The organism is Spirillospora sp. NPDC046719 (genome assembly GCF_040645715.1).
In the GTDB taxonomy this organism is placed as follows: Bacteria; Actinomycetota; Actinomycetes; order Streptosporangiales; family Streptosporangiaceae; genus Spirillospora.
Genome location: NZ_JBEYYT010000165.1, coordinates 1 through 18,724 on the forward strand (window position 1 = coordinate 1; position 18,724 = coordinate 18,724).

Here is an 18,724-nt window from a genome sequence, read left to right on the forward strand (position 1 = left end):
CCTCCGCCGTCGAGGCCGCGATCGTGGCCGAGGAGCTCGGCCGCGGCCCGGCCGACACCGCCTTCCTGGGGCCGACGCTGGCCACCGAGCTGCGGCGGCGCGCGGGCGCCGGGCCCGCCGCGGCCCCCGAGACGGTCCTGCTGCGCCCGGACCTCTCCGGCCTGGTCGTGCTGGAGGACGAGCGGGCGCGCTGCTCCGGTGTCGCGATCGACGCCCGGGGCGCCACGGCCGCCCTGGCGCTCGTCCGCTCCGGACACGGTCACGAGCTCGTCAGCGTCCCGGTGACGGGCGCGTCGCCCGGGCGCGACCTCACCCGTCCGGCGGCGGCGGTCGAGGAGGCGACGGCCGGGCGGATCCCGGCCGGGGGCCCGCTCAGCGCCGAGGACATCGAGGCGTGGTCGGCGTTCGCCCTCGCCCTGACCTGCGCCGATCTCGTCGGGACGATGCGCGGCGCGATCGACCTGGCCCGCGCCTACGCGGGCGTCCGGCGCCAGTACGAGGCGCTCATCGGCACCTTCCAGAGCGTCCAGCACATGCTGGCGGACGCGTTCGTCTCGGTCGAGGGATCGAGCAGCGTCACCCGCCACGCGGCATGGGCGGCCGACGCCCTCCCGTCCGGCGAGGCGCTCGCCGCCGCCGCGGTCGCGAAGGCGTACTGCGCGCGCGCCGCCCGCGACGTGTGCGAGACCGCCGTCCAGGTGCACGGAGGCATCGGCATGACGTGGGAGTGCCTCGCCCACGTCCACCTGCGGCGGGCGCTGTTGTCGGCGCAGCTGCTCGGCGACGTCGGCGCGAACCTGGCGCGCGTCGCCGCGCACCACAAGATCGGAGGCGGGCACGATGGACTTCGCTGACTCCCCGGAGGAGGCCGCGTTCCGCGCGCGGCTGCGGGCGTGGCTGGCCGAGCACAACCCGAAGCTGCCGCAGTCGTCGACGGCCGACGCGTACTGGGACGGGCAGGCGCCCTGGCACCGAGCCCTCTACGACGCCGGCTTCTTCGGGCTGTCGTGGCCGGAGGAGGTCGGCGGCCAGGGGCTGCCGACCGTGTACGACGCGATCCTCGACGAGGAGCTGGCGCTGGCCGGGGCGCCGCCGCGCCCGAGCCTCGGCTACCTGGTGCAGGGAATGCTGCGGCACGCCGGCGAGGACGTGCGCAAGCGCTTCCTGCCCGGCCTCGTCAGCGGGCGCGAGCGCTGGTGCCAGGGGTTCAGCGAGCCGGACGCGGGCTCCGACCTGGCGTCACTGCGCACCCGCGCCGTCCGGGAGGGCGACGAGTACCTGATCAGCGGCCACAAGGTGTGGACCAGCTACTCCGACGAGGCCGACTGGTGCCTGGTGCTCGCGCGGACCGATCCCGGCGTGCCCAAGCACCGGGGGCTGTCGGCGTTCGCCGTCCGGATGGACCAGCCGGGCATCGAGCAGCGGCCGCTCAAGATGATCAATGGGGTCACCCGCGAGTTCGGCGAGGTCCTGTTCGACGGCGCGATCGCGAAGGCGTCCGACATGATCGGGGCGCCGGGCGAGGGATGGCGGCTGGCGATGACCGTGGTCAGCCACGAGCGGGAGCCGGGCGAGCTGGGCTACGTCGCCCGCTACAGCAAGGCGGTCAACGAGCTCGTGGACCGCCTGCGCACCGAGGCCGGCCGGTCCACCGAGGAGCACGTGCGCGACGTCACCTGGGCGGTGATCGAGGCCGAGATGCTGCGGCTGCACGTGTGCCGGCGGCTCTCGGACCGGCTGGACGGGATCTCGCACGGACCCGAGGGCTCGGTGGACAAGCTGCTGATGACGCGTGTCGAACAGGCCGTCGGGCACGCCGCACTCGGCATGAGCAACCTCACCGGCGGCATCGAGGAGGACACGTGGCTGAGGATGTACCTCTACAGCCGGGCGCAGAGCATCATGGGCGGGACGTCGCAGATCCAGCGCAACCTGGTGGCGACGCGGATTCTCGGGCTCCCGGTCGCATGAGCGGGTCCGCGGTCGGCTACGGCCTGCCCCCGGAGGTCCAGGTGACCGCCGACGGGCCGATCAGGATCGTGACGCTCAACCGCCCCGGCGCCCTGAACGCCACCAACCACGTCCTCCACGAGGCCCTCGCCGACCTGTTCCCGTGCCTCGACGCGGACGAGGAGGCCCGCGCGGTCGTGCTGACCGGCGCGGGACGCGCGTTCTCGGCGGGCGGCGACTTCACCTACCTGGACGAGCTGACCAAGGACGACGCTCTCCGGCGGCAGACCCTCGTCGCCGCGCGCCGCATCGTCACCGGGATGGTGCAGTGCCGGCTGCCGATCGTCGCGGCCGTCAACGGCCCCGCCGTCGGGCTGGGATGCAGCCTGGCCGCGCTGTCCGACATCGTGTACATCGCGGAGAGCGCCCACCTCGCCGACCCGCACGTCATGGTGGGGCTCGTGGCCGCCGACGGCGGCCCGGTGACCTGGCCGCTGCTGACGAGCCTGCAGCTCGCCAAGGAGTACGCGCTGACCGGTGAGCGCATCAGCGCCCGCCGGGCCGCCGAGATCGGCCTGGCCAACCACGTCTGCGCCGACGGCGAGGTGATGGACACGGCGATGGCGTGCGCCCGCAGGCTGGCGGCGCTCCCCCGGCGGACGCTGGAGGACACCAAGCGCGTCCTCAACCTGCACCTGGAACGCGCCGTCCTCGCCACGCTCGACTTCGCGATCGCCGCCGAGGACCGCTCCTTCCTGTCGCCGGAGCTCCGGGCGACCCTGGACAGCCTGTTGACCAGCCGCAAGACGTCCCCGGGCCCCCCCGAGGGCGCGGGGCGACCGCCCCCGCGCCACCGGCGGTCGTCTCAGCGTTGTGTCAGAGGGGCGGTGCGGCCGGCAGGCGCCGCTCGCGGAGCAGCTCCTCTCCGAGCGCGCGGGTCAGCGTCCGCGCGTCGCCGAGAAGGCCGTCGAGGGTCAGGACCCGCCGGAAGTAGCGGTGGAAGTCGTGCTCGTCGGTGAATCCCACACCCGCCAGGACCTGCTGGCAATGGCGGGCCACCGTCCGCGCGTTGCGTCCGGCCACGGCCTTGGCCATCCCCGCGAGCAGCGGGGACGCCTCGCCGTCCGCCCCGGCCGCGGCGGTGGCGGCGGCTTCGGCGCCCTCGATCGCGACCAGGCACTCGGCCAGCCGGTGCCGGACGGCCTGGAACGCTCCGATCGGCTTGCCGAACTGGACGCGGGTCACGGCGTGCTCGCGCGCCAGGCGGAGCATCGTCCGGCTCGCGCCGATCAGCTCGTGCGCGAGCGCGATCCGGCCGGACGCCAGCGCGCCGTCCCAGGCCGCGGGCGCGATCCGGGTCGTGCCGGTGACGGAGGCGTCCCGCCCGCCGACCGCGACCAGTCCCAGCCGCGGATCGACGCCGCCGACCTGCCGGACCTCGATCTCGCCGGTGTCGGCGACGACCGCGTCCAGCCCGCCGTCCGGCCGCTCCGCGAGGACGACGGCGCGGTCCGCGGCGGCCATCCTCGGTCCGGCGAGGCCGCGCACCGCGAGGCGACCGTCCCGGACGGAACCCGGCGGGGCATGGGTCCCGAACTCGGGCAGGACGAACGCGGTGCCCGGACCGGCCGGCAGTCCCAGCGCGGACGTCAGCAGATCGTCCAGCGCGCCGGACGCCGCGTTCGCCGCGCCCTGGCGCGCGAACAGCAGCGCAATGACGGCGGCGCCCTCCTCCTCCAGGGCCTCGCGCCAGCCGACGTCGTCCAGCGCCGCCTCCACCGCCTTCACGGTCTCGTTCCGGAACGCCCGCTCGAGGCTCTCCGCCAGCAGCCCGGCGGTCTCGGCGTCCATCATCGGTCGCCCCTCAGGTCGAGAAGGCGGCGCGCGATGATGTCGCGCTGGATCTCGGCGCTGCCGCCGTAGATCGTCGCCGCCCGCGAGTACAGGAACTCGGTGCGCCAGCGGTCGCCGTCCGGACCGTCCCCGATCGCGATGTCCGCCGGGACCACGTCCGCGACCAGGTCGAACACCGCCTGCTCGGTGGTCGCGAGCAGCACCTTGTCGATCGAGGTCTCCGGCCCCAGCCGCTCCCCCCGCGCCATCCGGTGCTGCGTCGAGCGCGAACGCGCGTGGAAGGCGAACGCCATCTGGACGACCTCGCCGAGGTCGCCGGGGTCGAGCGCGCCCTCCGGCGCGGTGGCGAGCAGCCGCCCGAGCCGCTGCCGCAGGTAGGCGCTCCGGTGCCACAGCGAGGTGCTCCGCTCGTAGGGCAGCAGGTCCATCGCGATGGCCCAGCCGCCGTCGACCTCGCCGAGCGTCCGGTCGCCCGGGACGCGCACGTCGTCGAAGAACACCTCGCAGAACTCGTCGCGGCCGTGCATCGCGCGGATCGGCCGGACCGTGATCCCGGGCGAGTCCATGTCCACGAACAGCGCCGTGATGCCCCGGCTGCCCGACTCGCGCGGGCCCGTCCGGGTCAGCAGGACGCAGCGGTGCGCGTACTGGGCGAGGCTCGTCCACACCTTCTGGCCGGAGACCCGCCAGCCGTCCCCGTCGCGGCGGGCCCGGCAGGCCAGCGAGCCGAGGTTGCTGCCGGTGCTCGGCTCGGAGAAGCCCTGGCACCAGGTCTCGTCCCCGCGCAGCAGCCGCGGCACCATCTCCGCCGCCAGCTCCGGCCGGGCGAACTCGATCATCGTCGGGGCCAGCACCTCGGTCATCGAGTAGATGCCCGGCTCGATCATGTCGCGGGACGCCAGCGCCTCGCCGAGGTAGGCGCGCATCAGCGTGGAGCCGCCGAGGCCGCCGACCCGCTCGGGCCAGCCCCGGCGCATCCAGCCCGCGTCGTAGGTCATGCGCTTGACCTTGGAAAGGTGCCGCATCTCCGCGTCGAACGTGACGTCAGGCCCGAAGCCTGCGGTGAGCTCCGGCTCGTGCTCGTCGAGCCACGCGTCCAGGCCGGCGCGGAACTCCTGAAGATCCATCGGGCGCGGTCAGCCCGCGGACTTCCGCTTCGGCGCCGGACGCCGCGGATCGTGGGCGCGCCCGGAGTCGCGGGCGCCGCTGCGGCGCAGGAACGTCATCGCCCTGGTCCGCAGCCTCCACCCGTCCGAGGTGCGGGTATAGGTGTCGGTGTAGTAGCCGATGCGCATCGAGTGGTCGGCCTGGGCCACGAAGCACAGCGGCTGCTCGCCGCTGGCCGAGTCGTCCCCGTCGAACGCGATGGCCGGGGTGCTCACCGAGAACACGCCCTTGGGCGCCGCCGCGACCAGCTCGGGAAAGTCGTCCACACCGTACCTCTCCCCGAAGGCGCTGTAGGAGCCGTCCGGGGTGAACACGGCTACGACCGCGTCCACGTCGTCCTTCGTCATGCCGACCGCGTAGCGCGCGAGCATCTGCTCGATCTCGATGATGTCGGCGACGCGCGAACCGTCCACGCTTCGACCTCCTGGGCGTCGGGTGAGGGGCCGGCCCGCGTCCCGGGACGCGGAGCGCCGGCAGGCAGGATCGTAACTCGACTTCGACGTCAAAACCAGTCTTGCCTCCCTTGGGGTGCTCATCACCCCCGGTCGCGCGCACGGCATCTCGCCGCCCCGCGCCTTGACGCCGTCCGAACAGTGGAATCACTATACTCCGAAATGAGAATGTGATTCTCGTGACCCTCGCGGGAGGCCGGCCGATGCCGCTGATCGACATGGAAGGCGTCCGGTCGCTCGGGCGCGAGCTGAGCAACTGGGGCCGCTGGGGCGACGACGACCAGCGGGGCACCCTGAACCTGATCACGCCCGCCCGCGTGAGCGCGGCGGCCGCGACCGTGCGGCGGGGCGTCACCTTCGGCCTCTCGGTGCCCGCCGACGAGACCGGGCCCTACGCCTCCCCCGGCAGCGGGCGCTTCAACCCGATCCACACGATGACCCGGTACCGCGGCGACGACCCGCGCGGCGAGTTCGGGGACTTCGGCTCGTCCGAGGACATGCTGATCCTCGGGACGCACTCGTCGACGCACTTCGACGCCCTCGCCCACCTCTGGTACGACGACCTCCTCTACAACGGCCACCACCACGACACCGCGGTCACCGCGTGGGGCGCCGAGCGCTGCTCGATCCAGAACCTCGCGGCCGGCGTGGTGTCGCGGGGCGTGCTGCTCGACTTCCCCCGCCGCCTCGGCGTCCCGTACCTGGAGCCCGGGACGCGGATCGGACCGGCCGACCTGGACGCCGCGTTCGACGCGGCCGGGCTGCGCCCCCGCTCGGGGGACGTGCTCCTCCTGCGCACCGGCACCTACCCCCGGCACCGGCGCGGCGCCGACGTCGGCCTGGGCGGCTCCCCCGGCCTCACATGGGAGTGCGCCCGCTGGATCCGCGACCACGAGATCGCGGCCGTCTGCGCCGACAACTTCGCCGTCGAGGCCCTCGGCGCGAACGCCGGCGGCCCGATGATCCCGTTCCACATGCTCGCGATCCGCGACATGGGCCTGCTCCTCGGCGAGCTCTTCGACTTCGAGCGGCTCGCCGAGGACTGCGCGGAGGACGGGGTGCACGAGTGCATGTTCGTCGCGTCGCCGCTGAACGTCCCGGGCGGCGTCGGGTCCCCGGTCAACCCCGTCGCGATCAAGTGATCACCTCGCCGGCACCGAGCGAGAATGAGCTTCTCATTTTTTGAGATCCTTGCTACCATCGCCGCGACGACCGATCGGAGAGGCAGACCACATGGCGCACTTCCCCAAGCCCGACGAGGGCAGTTGGACCGAGCACCACAAGATCGACAAAGGGCCGCTCTCCTACGCGGACTCCATCTCGCCGGAGCACTACGAGCTGGAGCGCGACGCCATCTTCCGGCGCACGTGGCTGAACGTCGGCCGCGTGGAGCAGCTGCCGAGGAAGGGCAGCTACTTCACCAAGGAACTGGACGCCGCCCGCACCTCGGTCGTCGTCGTCCGCGGCATGGACGGCGAGGTCCGCGCCTTTCACAACATCTGCCGCCACCGCGGCAACAAGCTGGTGTGGAACGACTACCCGCGCGAGGAGACGAGCGGCGTCTGCCGCCAGTTCACGTGCAAGTACCACGCCTGGCGCTACGACCTCGAAGGCAAGCTGACCTTCGTCCAGCAGGAGGGCGAGTTCTTCGACCTCGACAAGTCGGAGTACGGACTGGTCGGCGTCCAGGCGGAGGTGTGGGAGGGGTTCATCTTCGTGAACCTCGACCGCGACAACAGCACGCCGCTGCGCGAATACCTGGGCAAGTACGGAAAGGGCCTCGAAGGCTACCCCTTCGACAAGCTGACGCAGGTCCACAAGTACCGGGCCGAGATCGGCAGCAACTGGAAGCTGTTCATCGACGCGTTCGCCGAGTTCTACCACGCGCCGATCCTGCACGCGGGCCAGTACATGCCCGAAGAGGCCCAGAAGATCAAGAAGTACGGTTACGAGGCCATCGCCTACGACGTGGACGGCCCCCACGGAATGGTGTCGTCCTGGGGCGGGATCGCGCCGCCGCACGACCAGAAGATGGTCAAGCCGATCGAGCGGGCGCTGCGCAGCGGACTCTTCGGCCCCTGGGACGCCCCCGACATCGGCCTGGCGGAATGGCCGCCGGCCGTGAACCCGTCCCGGCACCCCCACTGGGGCATGGACTCGTTCGTCTTCTTCCCCAATTTCATGCTGCTGATCTGGCGGCCGAACTGGGTCCTCACCTACCACTACTGGCCGACGTCCTACAACACCCACATCTTCGAGGGCACGGCCTATTTCGTCCCGCCGAAGAACGCGTTCCAGCGGCTGCAGCAGGAACTCGCGGTCGTCTCGTTCAAGGAATACGGCCTGCAGGACGGCAACACCCTCGAGGCCACCCAGACGATGCTCGAATCCAGGACCGTGACCGACTTCCCGCTCAACGACCAGGAAGTGCTCCTGCGGCACCTGCACAACACCGCGAATCAGTACGTGCGCGACCACCAGCGAGAGCGGTCCAAGGCGCCGGCCGCATCGACCACGTCCTGATCTGAGGAGACATCCCCATGGCCACCACCTTCCCCTCCGACTTCGCCGACCTGGAGCCGTTCGCCGGCTGGGCGCTCCCGACGGAACGCGAGCGCTACGCCAAGCGGATCGCCAGCACCATGGACGAGCTGCAGGCGTTCTACGACGCCGCGTTCCCGCGCCTGGAGGGCGCCACCTCCTACCTCGAGCAGGTCGAGCTGGACGGCATCTCCGACGAGGACAAGCACCTGCTGTGGCTGTTCTGCGCGCTGGTCACCGTCGCGTTCCCCGTCGAGGCGTGGAGCCAGCCGCGCGTCCCCGACAGCGGCGCGTCGAGCATCGACGCCGTCGTCGAACCCGCCGTCTGACCGGGCCCGCGTCCGGTCCCTCCGCCAGCGACGTCGAAGGAACGAGAATGCCACGTGAGAGAAGGCCGCGGCCGCCGATCCACCTGCGGGCCGCCCGGCTGCTCGACATCGACAAGGGCGAGCTCATCGAACCGGGCTCGTTGCTGGTCGTGGACGAGCGCATCGCCGAGGTGGCGCCGGTCTCGGTGCCCGACGACGCCGTCCGGATCGACCTCGGCGACGTGACGCTGCTGCCGGGCCTCATGGACATGGAGGTCAACCTGCTGCTCGGCGGGCCGGACCACCGCAGCCCGCTGAACCCGGTGCAGGACGACCCCGCCGTCCGCACGCTGCGGGCCGTCACGAACGCCCGGCGGACCCTGCGGGCGGGGTTCACGACGGTGCGCAACCTCGGCCTCTTCGTGCAGACCGGCGGGCTCCTCCTCGACGTCGCCCTGAAGAAGGCCGTCGATCTCGGCTGGATCGACGGCCCCCGGGTGGTGCCCGCCGGGCACGCCATCACCCCGACGGGCGGCCATCTCGATCCGACGATGTTCCAGGCGTTCGCCCCGCACATCATGCCGCTCACCGTCGAGGAGGGGATCGCCAACGGCGTCGCCGAGGTCCGCAAGGCGGTCCGCTACCAGATCAAGCACGGGGCGCGGGTCATCAAGGTCTGCGCGTCGAACGGGGTCATGTCGCACACCGGTCCCGCCGGCGCGCAGCAGTACTCCGACGAGGAGCTCCGCGCGATCGCCGACGAGGCCCACCGCGCCGGCCTCAAGGTCGCGGCCCACTGCATGGGCGACGGCGCCATCCGCAACGCGATCGAGGCGGGCATCGACTGCATCGAGCACGGCTCCCTCGCGAGCGACGCCACCCTCGACCTGATGGTCGAGCGCGGCACCTTCCTGGTGGCGACCACCTACCTCGCCGACGGGATGGACGTGTCCCGGGCCGCCCCCGAACTGCAGGCGAAGGCGGCCGAGGTGTTCCCGCGGTCCAGGGCGACGATCAGCAAGGCCATCGCCAAGGGCGTCAAGGTCGCCTGCGGCACCGACGCCCCCGCGATCCCGCACGGCAGGAACGCCAAGGAGCTGCTCGCGCTGGTCGAGCGCGGCATGACGCCGCTCCAGGCGCTCCGCGCCGCGACCACGGTCGCCGCCGACCTCATCGACGCCGCCGACCGCGGCCGCCTGGAGGGCGGCCTCCTCGCCGATGTCATCGCCGTCCCCGGCGACCCGCTCTCCGACATCGGCGTGATCGAGGACGTCCGGTTCGTCATGAAGGGCGGCGAGGTCTTCCGCCACGACGCCGAGCCGGGCTGAGCGGCCGCCCGGCCGTCACGCGCGAGGTGGTTGCGAGCCGCCCGCGGTGATGACGGCGAAGCGCACGCCCGTCGGGTCGGTGAGAACCGAGAACCGGCCGAGGTCGGTGTCGGCCGGCGCCGACCTCATCCGGGCACCGAGCTCCACGGCCCGGGCGGTGGCGTCGTCGCAGTCGGCGACCTCGAAGTACGGGGACCACTGCGGGAGGGGGGCGGCGGGCCCGTCGCCGTCCGCGGCGACCGCGGTCGCGACGAGCCGGCCCCCGACCGTCCAGCGGGTGGCGAAACGACCGTCCGCCTCCGTCATCGACCAGCCGAAGACCCGCCGGTAGAAGTGCTCCTCCGAGCCGTCGCGGCAGGCCAGCTCGACGAAGCGGGCGGCCGAACGCTCGCCGATCGGGGCCTGCCCGCCGGAGCGCACCGGCTGCCAGACGCCGAACTCCGCACCCTGCGGATCCGCGAACTGCGCTATCCGCGCCAGGCCGTCGACCTGGGTGGGGTCCACGCGCAGCCGGCCGCCCGCCGCCTCGACGGTCCGCACGCACGCGTCGACGTCGTCGACCCTGAAGGTGCAGGTCCACGACGGCGACTGGGTGTCGTCGGCCAAGGCCGTGATCCCGGCGATCCCCTCGTCGGAGGAGGGCTCGGTGAAGATCTCGTAGTCGCCGAACTCGTCGAGTGTCAGCGTGTAGGAACCCCAGCCGAACAGGCCGCGGTAGAACGCCTTCGAAGCCTGAAGGTCGGGGCTGCCCAGATCGATCCACGACTGCGTGCCGTGGACGTCCTGGCTCATGAGCGTTCGCACCGGGTCAGAGCGCACATGCCAGTCACGCTAGGCGCATCAGCGTCATGTGATCGGACAGCCTTGCCTTCGGATCCACAAAGGATGCCCCGAACCGACCTCACCGGGCTCGGGTCACCGGCCGGGCGTCCGGCGCCTCACTGGTCGGGCCGTCCCTCCACGCAGATCAGGGTCTGCTGGCCGGCCGCGACGAGCTTGCGCCGCTCGTCGCGGACCGCGTACACCTCCAGCCGGCACACCGTCAGCGTCCGTCCGGGCCTGAGGACCGTCCCCTCGGCCTCGATGTGCTCCCCTTCGGCGGGCGCCAGAAGGTTGATCTTGTACTCGACGGTCAGCACGGACGTGCCCTCGGGGAACAGCGTGAACGCCGCGTAGCCGCCGGCGGTGTCGGCGATGGCGCTGGTGGCTCCGGCGTGGAAGTACCCGTTCTGCTGGGTCACCTCGGGGCGGGCGGGCAGGCTGATGCTCACGCGCCCCGGCCCGATGTGGGTCAGGCGGGCGCCGAGATGCCCCATCAGTCCCTGGCGGTCGAAACTGGCCTGGATGCGTGCCCGGACCTCGGCGTCGGCCTGGTCCTGCTCCATCTGATCTTTCAAGGTTCTCCTCGGCGGACGTCACGAGCCGGCATTGGTGCCCCCGTACCGATCTTGGACGCTACCGCCCGTTCGCCCCGGTTGGCCCCGCAAGCTCCCGGAGAGTCGTCGTATCGGTCCCGGCGGCGGACTGCCGGCGGCGGACTGCCGGCGGCGGCCGGTGCTGCCAGGGAGTCGCACCGGGGCCTGGGGGGCATGACCGTCGCCGTGGAGAGGGTCGGTCAGGGCTGCATGTGCCAGTCGCCGGGGAGGGCGTCGCGCACGGCTCGGAGCGCTTCGGGGGTTCGCGTCCGGACCCAGATCCAGGCTCCGGCGTGGTCGCAGATCAGCGCGTCGCGGCCGTGGAACCAGCGGACCGGCGGGCCTTCGGGGTCGGCCCACATCGGGTAGTCGGGGACGGCGAGGCGGGTGTAGCGGCGCTCGATGGTGCCGGGATCGGCGTCGCCGGCCTCCCGGTTGTCGTGGTCGTCGCCGTCGGAGCCGAACAGGGCTTCGTACAGCACCATCTCGACGCAGGCGACGGAGAAGCGGTCGAGGAACGGCCGCCATGGTTCGGGCGCTGAGTAGGTGCCGTCGAGCTGGAAGATCACCGGCGGGTCCGGCAGGCGGAGGTCTTCGACGGGAACGCCCCACTGGGCCACGCCCTGGTTCTCCAGCCGCCAGACGAGGGCCCGGCCGGTCTCGTCGTAGTGCAGCTGGTCAGGGCGGAGGAGGCAGTCCTGGTTGCTGGTGAGGTCCTCGCGTCCGCCGAGCAGCGCGAGCGCTTCTTTCAGCGCCTCCGGCAACGGCGTCCCGAGCCGTCGCTCGGCGGCGGCCAATTCGTCCCGGTACCGGCCGTCGTCGCTTATGAGGGGGGTCGACCATGCGGCGGCGAACCCGCGCAGGAAGCGCCAGGCCTGGGCGCGATCGCGGCAGGCGGCCGCCACCTCGCCGATGACGTCGAATCGCTCGGACACCCCGCCGACCCTAGGGCCTGCGCGAACACCGGGCGCAGGGAAGGCGGACACCCGACTTGACACCACCCTTACCAGTGGCGACGCTCTGCTTTTGGCGCCTCTACGTACCGTGACGATATGGCCAGTCCCGTCACACACCAGCAGGTCATCGACGTCGCGACCCGGCTGTTCGGCGAACTGGGGTACGACGGGGTCTCCCTGCACCTGATCGCGGACGCCCTGGGCACCAGCCCCACGACGATCAACGAGGTCGCGGGCGACAAGCGCGCCGTCTACCTGGAGGTGACGCGCCAGGCGTTCGAGAGCGAGCACCGCATGATGGAGGCCATCGTGTCCCGCGCGGAGCCCGGGCAGCGGGCCCTGCACCAGATCGTCGACGCCTACCTGGACTTCCATCTGACGCATCCGCAGGTCCGCGCGCTGTGGGCGCACCGCTGGGTCGCGGACGCCGCGGACATCTCCGAACTCGAGGATCGGTACGCGCGCCCCTTGCTGACCATGGCCGCGCGCAAGATCCGCGATGTGGTGCCGCCGGACGTCAACGCCTACTACCTGCTCGGCACCATGGTCTGGTGCGTGCACGGCTATCTGGGATCGGGCGTGCTCGAGCGCTCCAAGGGGATGCGGAGCCCGGACGATCCCGAGGTCGTCGCCTCCTTCCGCGAGCACCTGCATGTGCTGATGGAGCGGCTGCTGATCCCGCAGGAGCTCGTCCCGCCGCGCGATTCCGGCTGAGCCGCGTCCGCACGGCGTTCGTCTTCGGGGCGGCCGGTCTCGCCGCGGGGCTCCCCAAGGGCGATCCGGCGATATGGCGCTCACAGGGCCGCCAGGTCGATCGCGTTCGCTATGGCCTGGTAGCCGGCGTCGTTGGGGTGCAGACCGTCCATGAAGACGTAGCCGGGGCGGGGCATTTCCCGGTCGGCCGGGTCAGACATCGCACGGTCGGCGTCGATGACGGCGTCGTACTCATGGCTGGTGCGGATCCAATGGTTCAGCTCTTTGCGGAGTTGCTCCGCCTTCGGTGTCCACAACGGGAACAGGGCGCCCTTCATCGGGAGAACCGTCATGCCGACGGCCTTGACGCCGTGGGCGTGGGCGGCGCGGATCAGGGCCCGGTGGCCGTCGATCAGCTGCCGCGCGGTCACCTGGGGGTTGGGGCGCACGCAGGGATCGTCCACCTGCGGTGCGCCGATGTCGTTCGCCCCCAGGTGGACGATCACGGTGCGGACGCCGGGGCGGCCGAGGACGTCCCGGGCGAACCGGGTGGTCCCCTTCTCGCCGCCGCAGGGCGAGCTGTTCAGGAGCTTGTTCGATCCGATGCCCGCGTTGACGACGCCGAGCGGGCGGCGGGAGGCGATGAGCCGTTCCTGGAGGTCGTCGGGGAACCGGGCGTCCGCTTCCTTGGTGGCTCCGACCCCGTCGACCAGGGAGTCTCCGAAGACGACCACCGAGCCGCGCGCCGGTGCGCCCGCCACCTCGACGCCGGTGAGGTAGTACCAGGAGGACGTCGCCTCCTTGTAGGCGTCCGCGCCGACGTCGTTCAGGTGGCCGCCGGACGCCAGGAACGAATCGGTCTGGGCGAAGCGGTGGAAGGTGGCGGGGCCGGTCGGGGCGGTGAGGCGCAGGGAGATCGCGAGGCGTTCCAGCGGTGACGTGGACAGCGCGATCGGGTCGCTGACGAGTTCCCTTCCGGGAGGGATCACCGCCGTCGCGGCATGGGAGAAGGTGACCGGGGCGATGGTCTTGGGCCACACCACGGCGCCCCCGGCGGATCTGCCGGCGGTCGCGCCCGCGATCCGCAGCGGCCTCGTCCCGAAGGCGTTCGACAGCCGGACGCGGATCCGGGTGCCGCCGATCCCGACCCGCACGACCTGCCGCAGGGTCTGGTCGGCGAACCCCCGCGTCGACCAGTTCGGCCCGGAGTCCTCGTTGCCCGCGACGGGTGCCTGCGCGGCCGCGCCCCAGCCGCTCGTCCACCGTGCGTTCGCCGCGGTGGCCTGGTTCGACCGTGCGGAGACCACGTGATGGGACGTCGGGGCGTGCACGATGCCGGCGGCCGCCAACGCGGCGACGACCGGTACGGCCACAGCGATCTTGACGAGCCGGGTTCCGGAGAGAGGAAGGTCCATGCCGTCGATCCCACCGGTCAGGGGCCTGCGCCCGCATCACGGCGAGCAACACTCTTTCGGGTATGGCTGCCCCTACCCGTGCGGACCCCGCGCTCGGCCGCACGCTCGCGCCGCGAACCCGGGAAGGCACCGGCACGGCGGGGTTCGTGCACGTGACCACCGCCGGGGCCGCCGGCTCAGGTTCGGGCGTCGCTGGTGCTGAGGGAGAGCAGGACCATGGCGTCGTGGTCGGGGGTGCCCGGTTCGGCCTGGTAGACCGACATGCGCTGGCGGTCGGCGTCCAGGTGGAGGACCTCGAAGTCGAGGGTGAAGGTGCCGACGCGCGGGTGATGGAAGGTCTTGCGGTCGCCGCGCCGGGCGTGGACGTCGTGCCGCTTCCACAGCGCGGCGAACTCGGGGTCCGCGCCGTTGAGTTCGTCTATGAGCGCGGTCAGAGCCGGGTCATCGGGGTCGGTGGCGGTCAGGCTGCGCAGTTGCGCGGCGCTCGTGCTGGCCGCCTTGTCCCAGTCGGCGAGGAGGCTGCGTGCGGCGGGATGCAGGAAGACGTAGCGGATGGTGTTGCGGCGTTCCGGCGGCCACTCGTCCATTCCCGCGAACAGCGCGAGCCCTTCGGGATTGGCGGCGAGGATGTCGCTCGTCCGGCTGAGGACGTAGGCGGGGCACGGGCGGAGCTGCTCCAGCATCCGCAGCACCCCGGTGCGGACGACGGGACGTTCCGGAACCGGGGACCGGGCGGGCGGGACGCGTCCTGCGGCATGGTCTGCGAGCGCGAGCAGGTGCGCCTGCTCCTCGGCGTCCAACCGCAGCGCGCGCGCCAGCGCGTCCAGGACGGCCGGGCTGGGGTTGGTCTCTTTCCCCTGCTCCAGGCGGATGTAGTAGTCGATGCTCACCCCCGCCAACGCGGCGAGCTCCTCTCGCCGTAGGCCGGGGGTGCGGCGCAGGCCCGGGCCGGCGGGCAGGCCCACGTCCGTCGGGCGCAACCGGGCGCGGCGGGCGCGCAGGTAGTCGCCGAGCGCGCTACTGGAGGGCACGCGCCCAGTGTGCCAGCCGCCCGTTCCGCGTGGGTGGCCGTGTCACTGCCAGGAACACCACCGCCTTCAACACCGGAGGCGCCCGGGAGCACCGTGGATCCGTCTTCGATGCTTCGAACTTCTCCCTAGGAGCCGCCCTGATGGTCAGTACAGAGGTCGTCCCGCCCTCTGGCGGAGCGGGGCAGCGGCCGGTCTTCGGCGGACGGTTCGTCACCGCGGTGTCGCTCGGCTCGGTGCTGAACCCGATCAACTCGTCCGTCATCGCCGTCGCGCTGGTGGCGATCGGGGAGGCGTTCGGCGCCGGCGCCGACCGGACCACCTGGCTCGTCTCGGCGCTGTACCTGGCCACCGCCGTCGGGCAGCCCACCATGGGCCGCCTAGCCGACCGGCTCGGCCCCCGGCGCGTCTACCTCGCCGGTACGGCCCTGGTCGGCGCGGGCGGGCTGCTCGGCTGCCTGGGCTGGTCGCTGCCCGCGCTGGTCGTCGCCCGCGTGGTCATCGGGCTGGGGACCTCGGCGGCCTACCCGGCCGCGATGGCGATGGTGCGCCGCCGGGCGGAGCGGCTGAACGGCGGCACCCCGGGCGGCGTGCTCAGCGCCCTGGCCATCGCCGGGCAGGTGAGCATGGCGGTGGGCCCGCCGCTGGGCGGGCTGCTGATCGCCGCCGGCGGCTGGCGGATGACGTTCCTGGTGAACGTCCCGCTCGCGGCCGCCGGCATGGCCGCCGCGCTGGCCTGGCTCCCCAAGGACGGCCCGCGCGACACCGGCGCCCCGCTGTGGCGCGCGCTCGATCCGGCCGGCGTACTGCTGTTCACCGCCGCGCTCACGGCGCTGCTGGTGTTCCTGATGGACCTGGGCGATCCTCGATGGTGGCTGCTCGTCGCGTCCCTCGCCTTACTGGCCGCGCTCACCGCCTGGGAACTGCGCGCCCGCGCGCCGTTCATCGATCTGCGGATGCTGGCGCACAATCGCGCGCTCACCACCACCTACGTCCGCTATGGCGTGACGATGCTGGTGACCTACTGCTTCGTCTACGGGTGGACGCTGTGGCTGGAGCAGGCCACTGGCCGCTCGGCGTCGGCCGCGGGGCTGCTGATGCTGCCGTCGTTCGTCGTGGCCACCGCCGTCTCCGCGTTCGCCGCCCGGCGCCGCGTCTGGCCGTCCCTGGTCGCCGGAGCGGCGGCGCTGAGCCTCGGCTGCGGCGGCCTGCTCCTCCTCGACCGCCGGACCCCGCTGTGGGCGCTGCTGCTCGTCAGCGTCGTGTTCGGCGTGCAGAACGGCCTCAACATCGTCACCAACCAGGCCGCCATGTACGCCCAGGCGCCCGCCGAGCAGACCGGTGCGGCCGCCGGGCTCCTCCGCACGTTCATGTACCTGGGGGCGATCACGTCCGCCGGCATGATCGGCCTCGCCTACGGCCACCGCGCCACCGACGCCGGGCTCCACCACCTCGCCGCCGTCCTGACGGTCGTCGCGCTGGCGCTCCTGGCCGTCACCGCCGTCGACCGCACCCTCGCCAAGAACGTCAAATGACCTCGCCAAACGGAAGGCGATCGATTCTCCGCAAAAGAAATCGCCCGCGGGTTCGGTGGTGTTTGCACGCGAATCCCGGCGGGCACGTCGAATTGGTCAACGGCCTCCGGACGGGGAAAGCGCCGTCCCGGCGGCACCGAGCGATGAGGAGGCGCCGATGACCGGCCTTGACCGGCAACTCGTCTTCGCGCTCAAAGACGTGCACGCGCTGGAGCAGCACGTGCAGGCGGTGCTGAGCGAGGCCCTGACGACGGTGGCGGACGAGCCGGAGCTGTGCCGTCCGCTCGGCCACTTCGCCGAGCGGGCCCACTTCTACAACAGGGCGATCGAGGAGAGACTGCACGCCCATGGCGCCTCTCCGTCCATCGTGAAGGACGCCGGGATGCTGTTCGCGTCGGTCGCGGAAGCGGCGTTCGGCCCGGGGCACCGCGCGGGTGCCGCGAAGTACCAGCGCGACGCCTACTCCGCCGTGCATCTGCAGATCGCGGCGGGCGAGCTGCTGCGGCGCCTGGCCGAACGCGCCGGGGACCCGGAGACCGCACGGGTCGCCGGTGGGATGTGCGACGACGGCCATGAGATAGCCGACCAGCTGTCCGGCAATTGGGATCTCGCCTTGGAGGTCGCTCTCCGCGGGCACGGTTTCGGCCGCCCCCGGCACCACGGAAGCGACCCGTGACGGGAAGGCCCCGGCAACATCGGTACGCGTGCATCCGAGATGTCGTGGCCTGAAAGCTGAACCAACCATTTCTTGCGCGTTCTTGACCACGTTGTGGTCTTCATCGGGGCGCCGCCGCCATGCGCCGCCCGGTGGGGGCCGAAAGCCCACGTCGAGAGGCGCTCACGCGGGGTGAGCGCCTCTCGACGGTCTTCGCTTGTCGGGTCACTTGAGGATCGGGAGGCGCTCGACCAGGGGGATCTTGGCCCACCAGCGGCCCAGGCCGAGGGTGTCGCCGGCGCTGACCAGGGCCAGGCCGATGATCACGACCGCGTAGATCAGGTGGTCGTCCATGAACAGGTTGTTCTCCGGGGGCAGGACCGCCGACCACATCATGACCAGCAGCGCCGCGCCGCCCGCCGCCGCGATCCGCATGCCGATCCCCAGGATCAGGGCGGCGCCGACTCCGGCGAGCCCGATCATGAACAGCCAGTCGGCCCAGGCCGCGCCGGCGATGTCGTGGTAGAACCCGGCGAACGGGCCCTTCGGCGAGAACTTCAGGAACCCCTCGGTCGGGCTGCCGCCCTCGGTCCACGCCTTGGCGGCCGGGGTCTCATGACCCAGCCCGAACAGCTTGTCCAGGAACGCCCACAGGAAGACCCAGCCGAGGGCCAGCCGCGCGACCGCCCAGGCGTACCGGGCCGCGGGCGACTCGGTCAGCGGCTTGGGGGTCACCACCCGCACGAACGGACGGTGCCCGTGCCGGGTGCTCATCTTGTGCTCGGAGACCGCCATCGCGTCTCACCTTCCATCGCATCGCCTTTTCTCTTTCCACCCCGAACTCAACACCTCGGCGAACACGCGCTGTAGGACCGTTCGGCGGTTGATCGGCGGGACCTAGGTCCCGCTTCCCGGCCGTTTCCACGGCCGCTGGATTTCTGTTCTCCGGCGATGGACCTTCGGCGGCCGGCGGGACGTTCGTCCCGGTGATCGCGGGACTTCCGGTGCCTGGGAGGCGGCCCTTCAGCCGGGTAGCGTGCCTGTCATCACCACTGACTCGAGGGAACGATCACTATGACGGGGTCGGACGACCAGAACGCGCCGCGGGGCACGACGACGATCCGGGTGTTCCTGCTGGACGATCACGAGGTCGTCCGCCGCGGGGTCGCCGCGCTGCTGTCCGCCGAGGACGACATCGAGATCGTCGGCGAGGCCGCGACCGCCGAACACGCCCTGGCCCGCATCCCCGCCGCCCGACCCGATGTCGCCGTCCTGGACGTCCGCCTCCCCGACGGCGACGGCGTCAGCGTCTGCCGCGACATCCGCTCCCGCATGCCCGAACTCGCCTGCCTCATGCTCACCTCCTTCGACGACGAGGACGCCCTGTTCGACGCCGTCATGGCCGGCGCCGCCGGCTACGTCCTCAA

19 protein-coding genes and 1 pseudogene are annotated in these 18,724 nt (G+C 72.1%); 11 read left to right on the forward strand and 9 right to left on the reverse strand.

Annotated features, from left to right (window positions below; translation table 11 throughout):
• The 3 genes and pseudogenes from ABZ914_RS26135 to ABZ914_RS26145 form a co-directional block, all read left to right on the forward strand.
• Positions 1 to 854: acyl-CoA dehydrogenase family protein (locus tag ABZ914_RS26135; RefSeq protein WP_500196401.1), on the forward strand; the 854-nt coding region annotated here is incomplete at its 5' end.
• Positions 841 to 1,971: an acyl-CoA dehydrogenase family protein gene (locus tag ABZ914_RS26140; RefSeq protein ID WP_500196402.1), complete on the forward strand. Its 1,131-nt coding sequence runs from the start codon at positions 841 to 843 to the stop codon at positions 1,969 to 1,971. The genes ABZ914_RS26135 and ABZ914_RS26140, both read left to right, overlap by 14 nt.
• Positions 1,968 to 2,663, forward strand: a pseudogene (locus ABZ914_RS26145) (enoyl-CoA hydratase/isomerase family protein); the annotation flags it as partial. The gene ABZ914_RS26140 and the pseudogene ABZ914_RS26145, both read left to right, overlap by 4 nt.
• A 163-nt stretch (positions 2,664 to 2,826) precedes the next feature.
• Here ABZ914_RS26145 and ABZ914_RS26150 read toward each other — a convergent pair.
• The 3 genes from ABZ914_RS26150 to ABZ914_RS26160 are packed head-to-tail and all read right to left on the reverse strand — an operon-like array spanning position 2,827 to position 5,384.
• Positions 2,827 to 3,804, reverse strand: coding sequence for an acyl-CoA dehydrogenase family protein (locus tag ABZ914_RS26150; RefSeq protein ID WP_500196404.1), 978 nt, complete (start codon positions 3,802 to 3,804; stop codon positions 2,827 to 2,829).
• On the reverse strand, positions 3,801 to 4,931 hold the full coding sequence (locus tag ABZ914_RS26155; RefSeq protein WP_500196405.1) for an acyl-CoA dehydrogenase family protein: 1,131 nt from the start codon (positions 4,929 to 4,931) through the stop codon (positions 3,801 to 3,803). Before ABZ914_RS26155 ends, ABZ914_RS26150 begins: the two co-directional genes overlap by 4 nt.
• A gap of 9 nt (positions 4,932 to 4,940) precedes the next feature.
• A complete protein-coding gene (locus tag ABZ914_RS26160) occupies positions 4,941 to 5,384 on the reverse strand; it encodes a nuclear transport factor 2 family protein (RefSeq protein ID WP_500196407.1) in 444 nt (147 codons plus the stop codon).
• Between the two features lie 218 nt (positions 5,385 to 5,602).
• Here ABZ914_RS26160 and ABZ914_RS26165 point away from each other — a divergent pair, with 218 nt between their 5' ends.
• From ABZ914_RS26165 to ABZ914_RS26180, 4 genes are all read left to right on the forward strand, one after another.
• On the forward strand, positions 5,603 to 6,565 hold the full coding sequence (locus tag ABZ914_RS26165; protein WP_500196408.1) for a cyclase family protein: 963 nt from the start codon (positions 5,603 to 5,605) through the stop codon (positions 6,563 to 6,565).
• A 91-nt stretch (positions 6,566 to 6,656) separates the two neighbouring features.
• The gene (locus ABZ914_RS26170) at positions 6,657 to 7,946 is read left to right on the forward strand and encodes an aromatic ring-hydroxylating oxygenase subunit alpha (RefSeq protein WP_500196410.1); all 1,290 of its coding nucleotides are present in this window, start codon (positions 6,657 to 6,659) and stop codon (positions 7,944 to 7,946) included.
• Between the two features lie 17 nt (positions 7,947 to 7,963).
• Positions 7,964 to 8,293 (forward strand): hypothetical protein, encoded by a 330-nt coding sequence (locus ABZ914_RS26175; RefSeq protein WP_500196411.1) that lies wholly within the window; start codon positions 7,964 to 7,966, stop codon positions 8,291 to 8,293.
• Positions 8,294 to 8,340: 47 nt separating this feature from the next.
• A complete protein-coding gene (locus ABZ914_RS26180) occupies positions 8,341 to 9,600 on the forward strand; it encodes a metal-dependent hydrolase family protein (RefSeq protein WP_500196412.1) in 1,260 nt (419 codons plus the stop codon).
• Between the two features lie 15 nt (positions 9,601 to 9,615).
• Here ABZ914_RS26180 and ABZ914_RS26185 read toward each other — a convergent pair whose 3' ends face one another.
• The 3 genes from ABZ914_RS26185 to ABZ914_RS26195 all read right to left on the reverse strand — a co-directional run bounded on the left by ABZ914_RS26185 (position 9,616) and on the right by ABZ914_RS26195 (position 11,950).
• The gene (locus tag ABZ914_RS26185; protein WP_500196413.1) at positions 9,616 to 10,392 is read right to left on the reverse strand and encodes a VOC family protein; all 777 of its coding nucleotides are present in this window, start codon (positions 10,390 to 10,392) and stop codon (positions 9,616 to 9,618) included.
• Positions 10,393 to 10,538: 146 nt separating this feature from the next.
• Complete coding sequence (locus ABZ914_RS26190) at positions 10,539 to 10,997, reverse strand: PaaI family thioesterase (RefSeq protein ID WP_500196414.1); 459 nt, start codon at positions 10,995 to 10,997, stop codon at positions 10,539 to 10,541.
• A 218-nt stretch (positions 10,998 to 11,215) separates the two neighbouring features.
• Entirely contained in the window at positions 11,216 to 11,950 is a 735-nt protein-coding gene (locus ABZ914_RS26195; RefSeq protein WP_500196415.1) for a hypothetical protein, read from the reverse strand.
• Positions 11,951 to 12,067: 117 nt separating this feature from the next.
• Here ABZ914_RS26195 and ABZ914_RS26200 point away from each other — a divergent pair, with 117 nt between their 5' ends.
• A complete protein-coding gene (locus ABZ914_RS26200; protein WP_500196417.1) occupies positions 12,068 to 12,685 on the forward strand; it encodes a TetR/AcrR family transcriptional regulator in 618 nt (205 codons plus the stop codon).
• Positions 12,686 to 12,765: 80 nt separating this feature from the next.
• On the opposite strand, the gene ABZ914_RS26205 is transcribed toward ABZ914_RS26200, so the two are convergent.
• Positions 12,766 to 14,079 carry an SGNH/GDSL hydrolase family protein gene (locus ABZ914_RS26205; RefSeq protein ID WP_500196419.1) on the reverse strand — a complete coding sequence of 438 codons (1,314 nt, stop codon included), beginning with the start codon at positions 14,077 to 14,079 and terminating at the stop codon, positions 12,766 to 12,768.
• A 176-nt stretch (positions 14,080 to 14,255) separates the two neighbouring features.
• The gene (locus ABZ914_RS26210; RefSeq protein ID WP_387031553.1) at positions 14,256 to 15,110 is read right to left on the reverse strand and encodes a helix-turn-helix domain-containing protein; all 855 of its coding nucleotides are present in this window, start codon (positions 15,108 to 15,110) and stop codon (positions 14,256 to 14,258) included.
• Positions 15,111 to 15,250: 140 nt separating this feature from the next.
• Between ABZ914_RS26210 and ABZ914_RS26215 the strand changes: the two genes are divergently transcribed.
• Together ABZ914_RS26215 and ABZ914_RS26220 are read left to right on the forward strand one after the other, a co-directional pair.
• The gene (locus tag ABZ914_RS26215; protein WP_500196420.1) at positions 15,251 to 16,642 is read left to right on the forward strand and encodes an MFS transporter; all 1,392 of its coding nucleotides are present in this window, start codon (positions 15,251 to 15,253) and stop codon (positions 16,640 to 16,642) included.
• A gap of 157 nt (positions 16,643 to 16,799) precedes the next feature.
• Complete coding sequence (locus ABZ914_RS26220) at positions 16,800 to 17,318, forward strand: DUF892 family protein (RefSeq protein ID WP_433234769.1); 519 nt, start codon at positions 16,800 to 16,802, stop codon at positions 17,316 to 17,318.
• Positions 17,319 to 17,522: 204 nt separating this feature from the next.
• On the opposite strand, the gene ABZ914_RS26225 is transcribed toward ABZ914_RS26220, so the two are convergent.
• On the reverse strand, positions 17,523 to 18,092 hold the full coding sequence (locus ABZ914_RS26225; RefSeq protein WP_500196423.1) for a DoxX family membrane protein: 570 nt from the start codon (positions 18,090 to 18,092) through the stop codon (positions 17,523 to 17,525).
• 279 nt (positions 18,093 to 18,371) lie between these two features.
• Here ABZ914_RS26225 and ABZ914_RS26230 point away from each other — a divergent pair.
• Positions 18,372 to 18,724 (forward strand): response regulator (locus tag ABZ914_RS26230; RefSeq protein ID WP_500196425.1); only part of this gene is annotated, 353 nt, incomplete at its 3' end.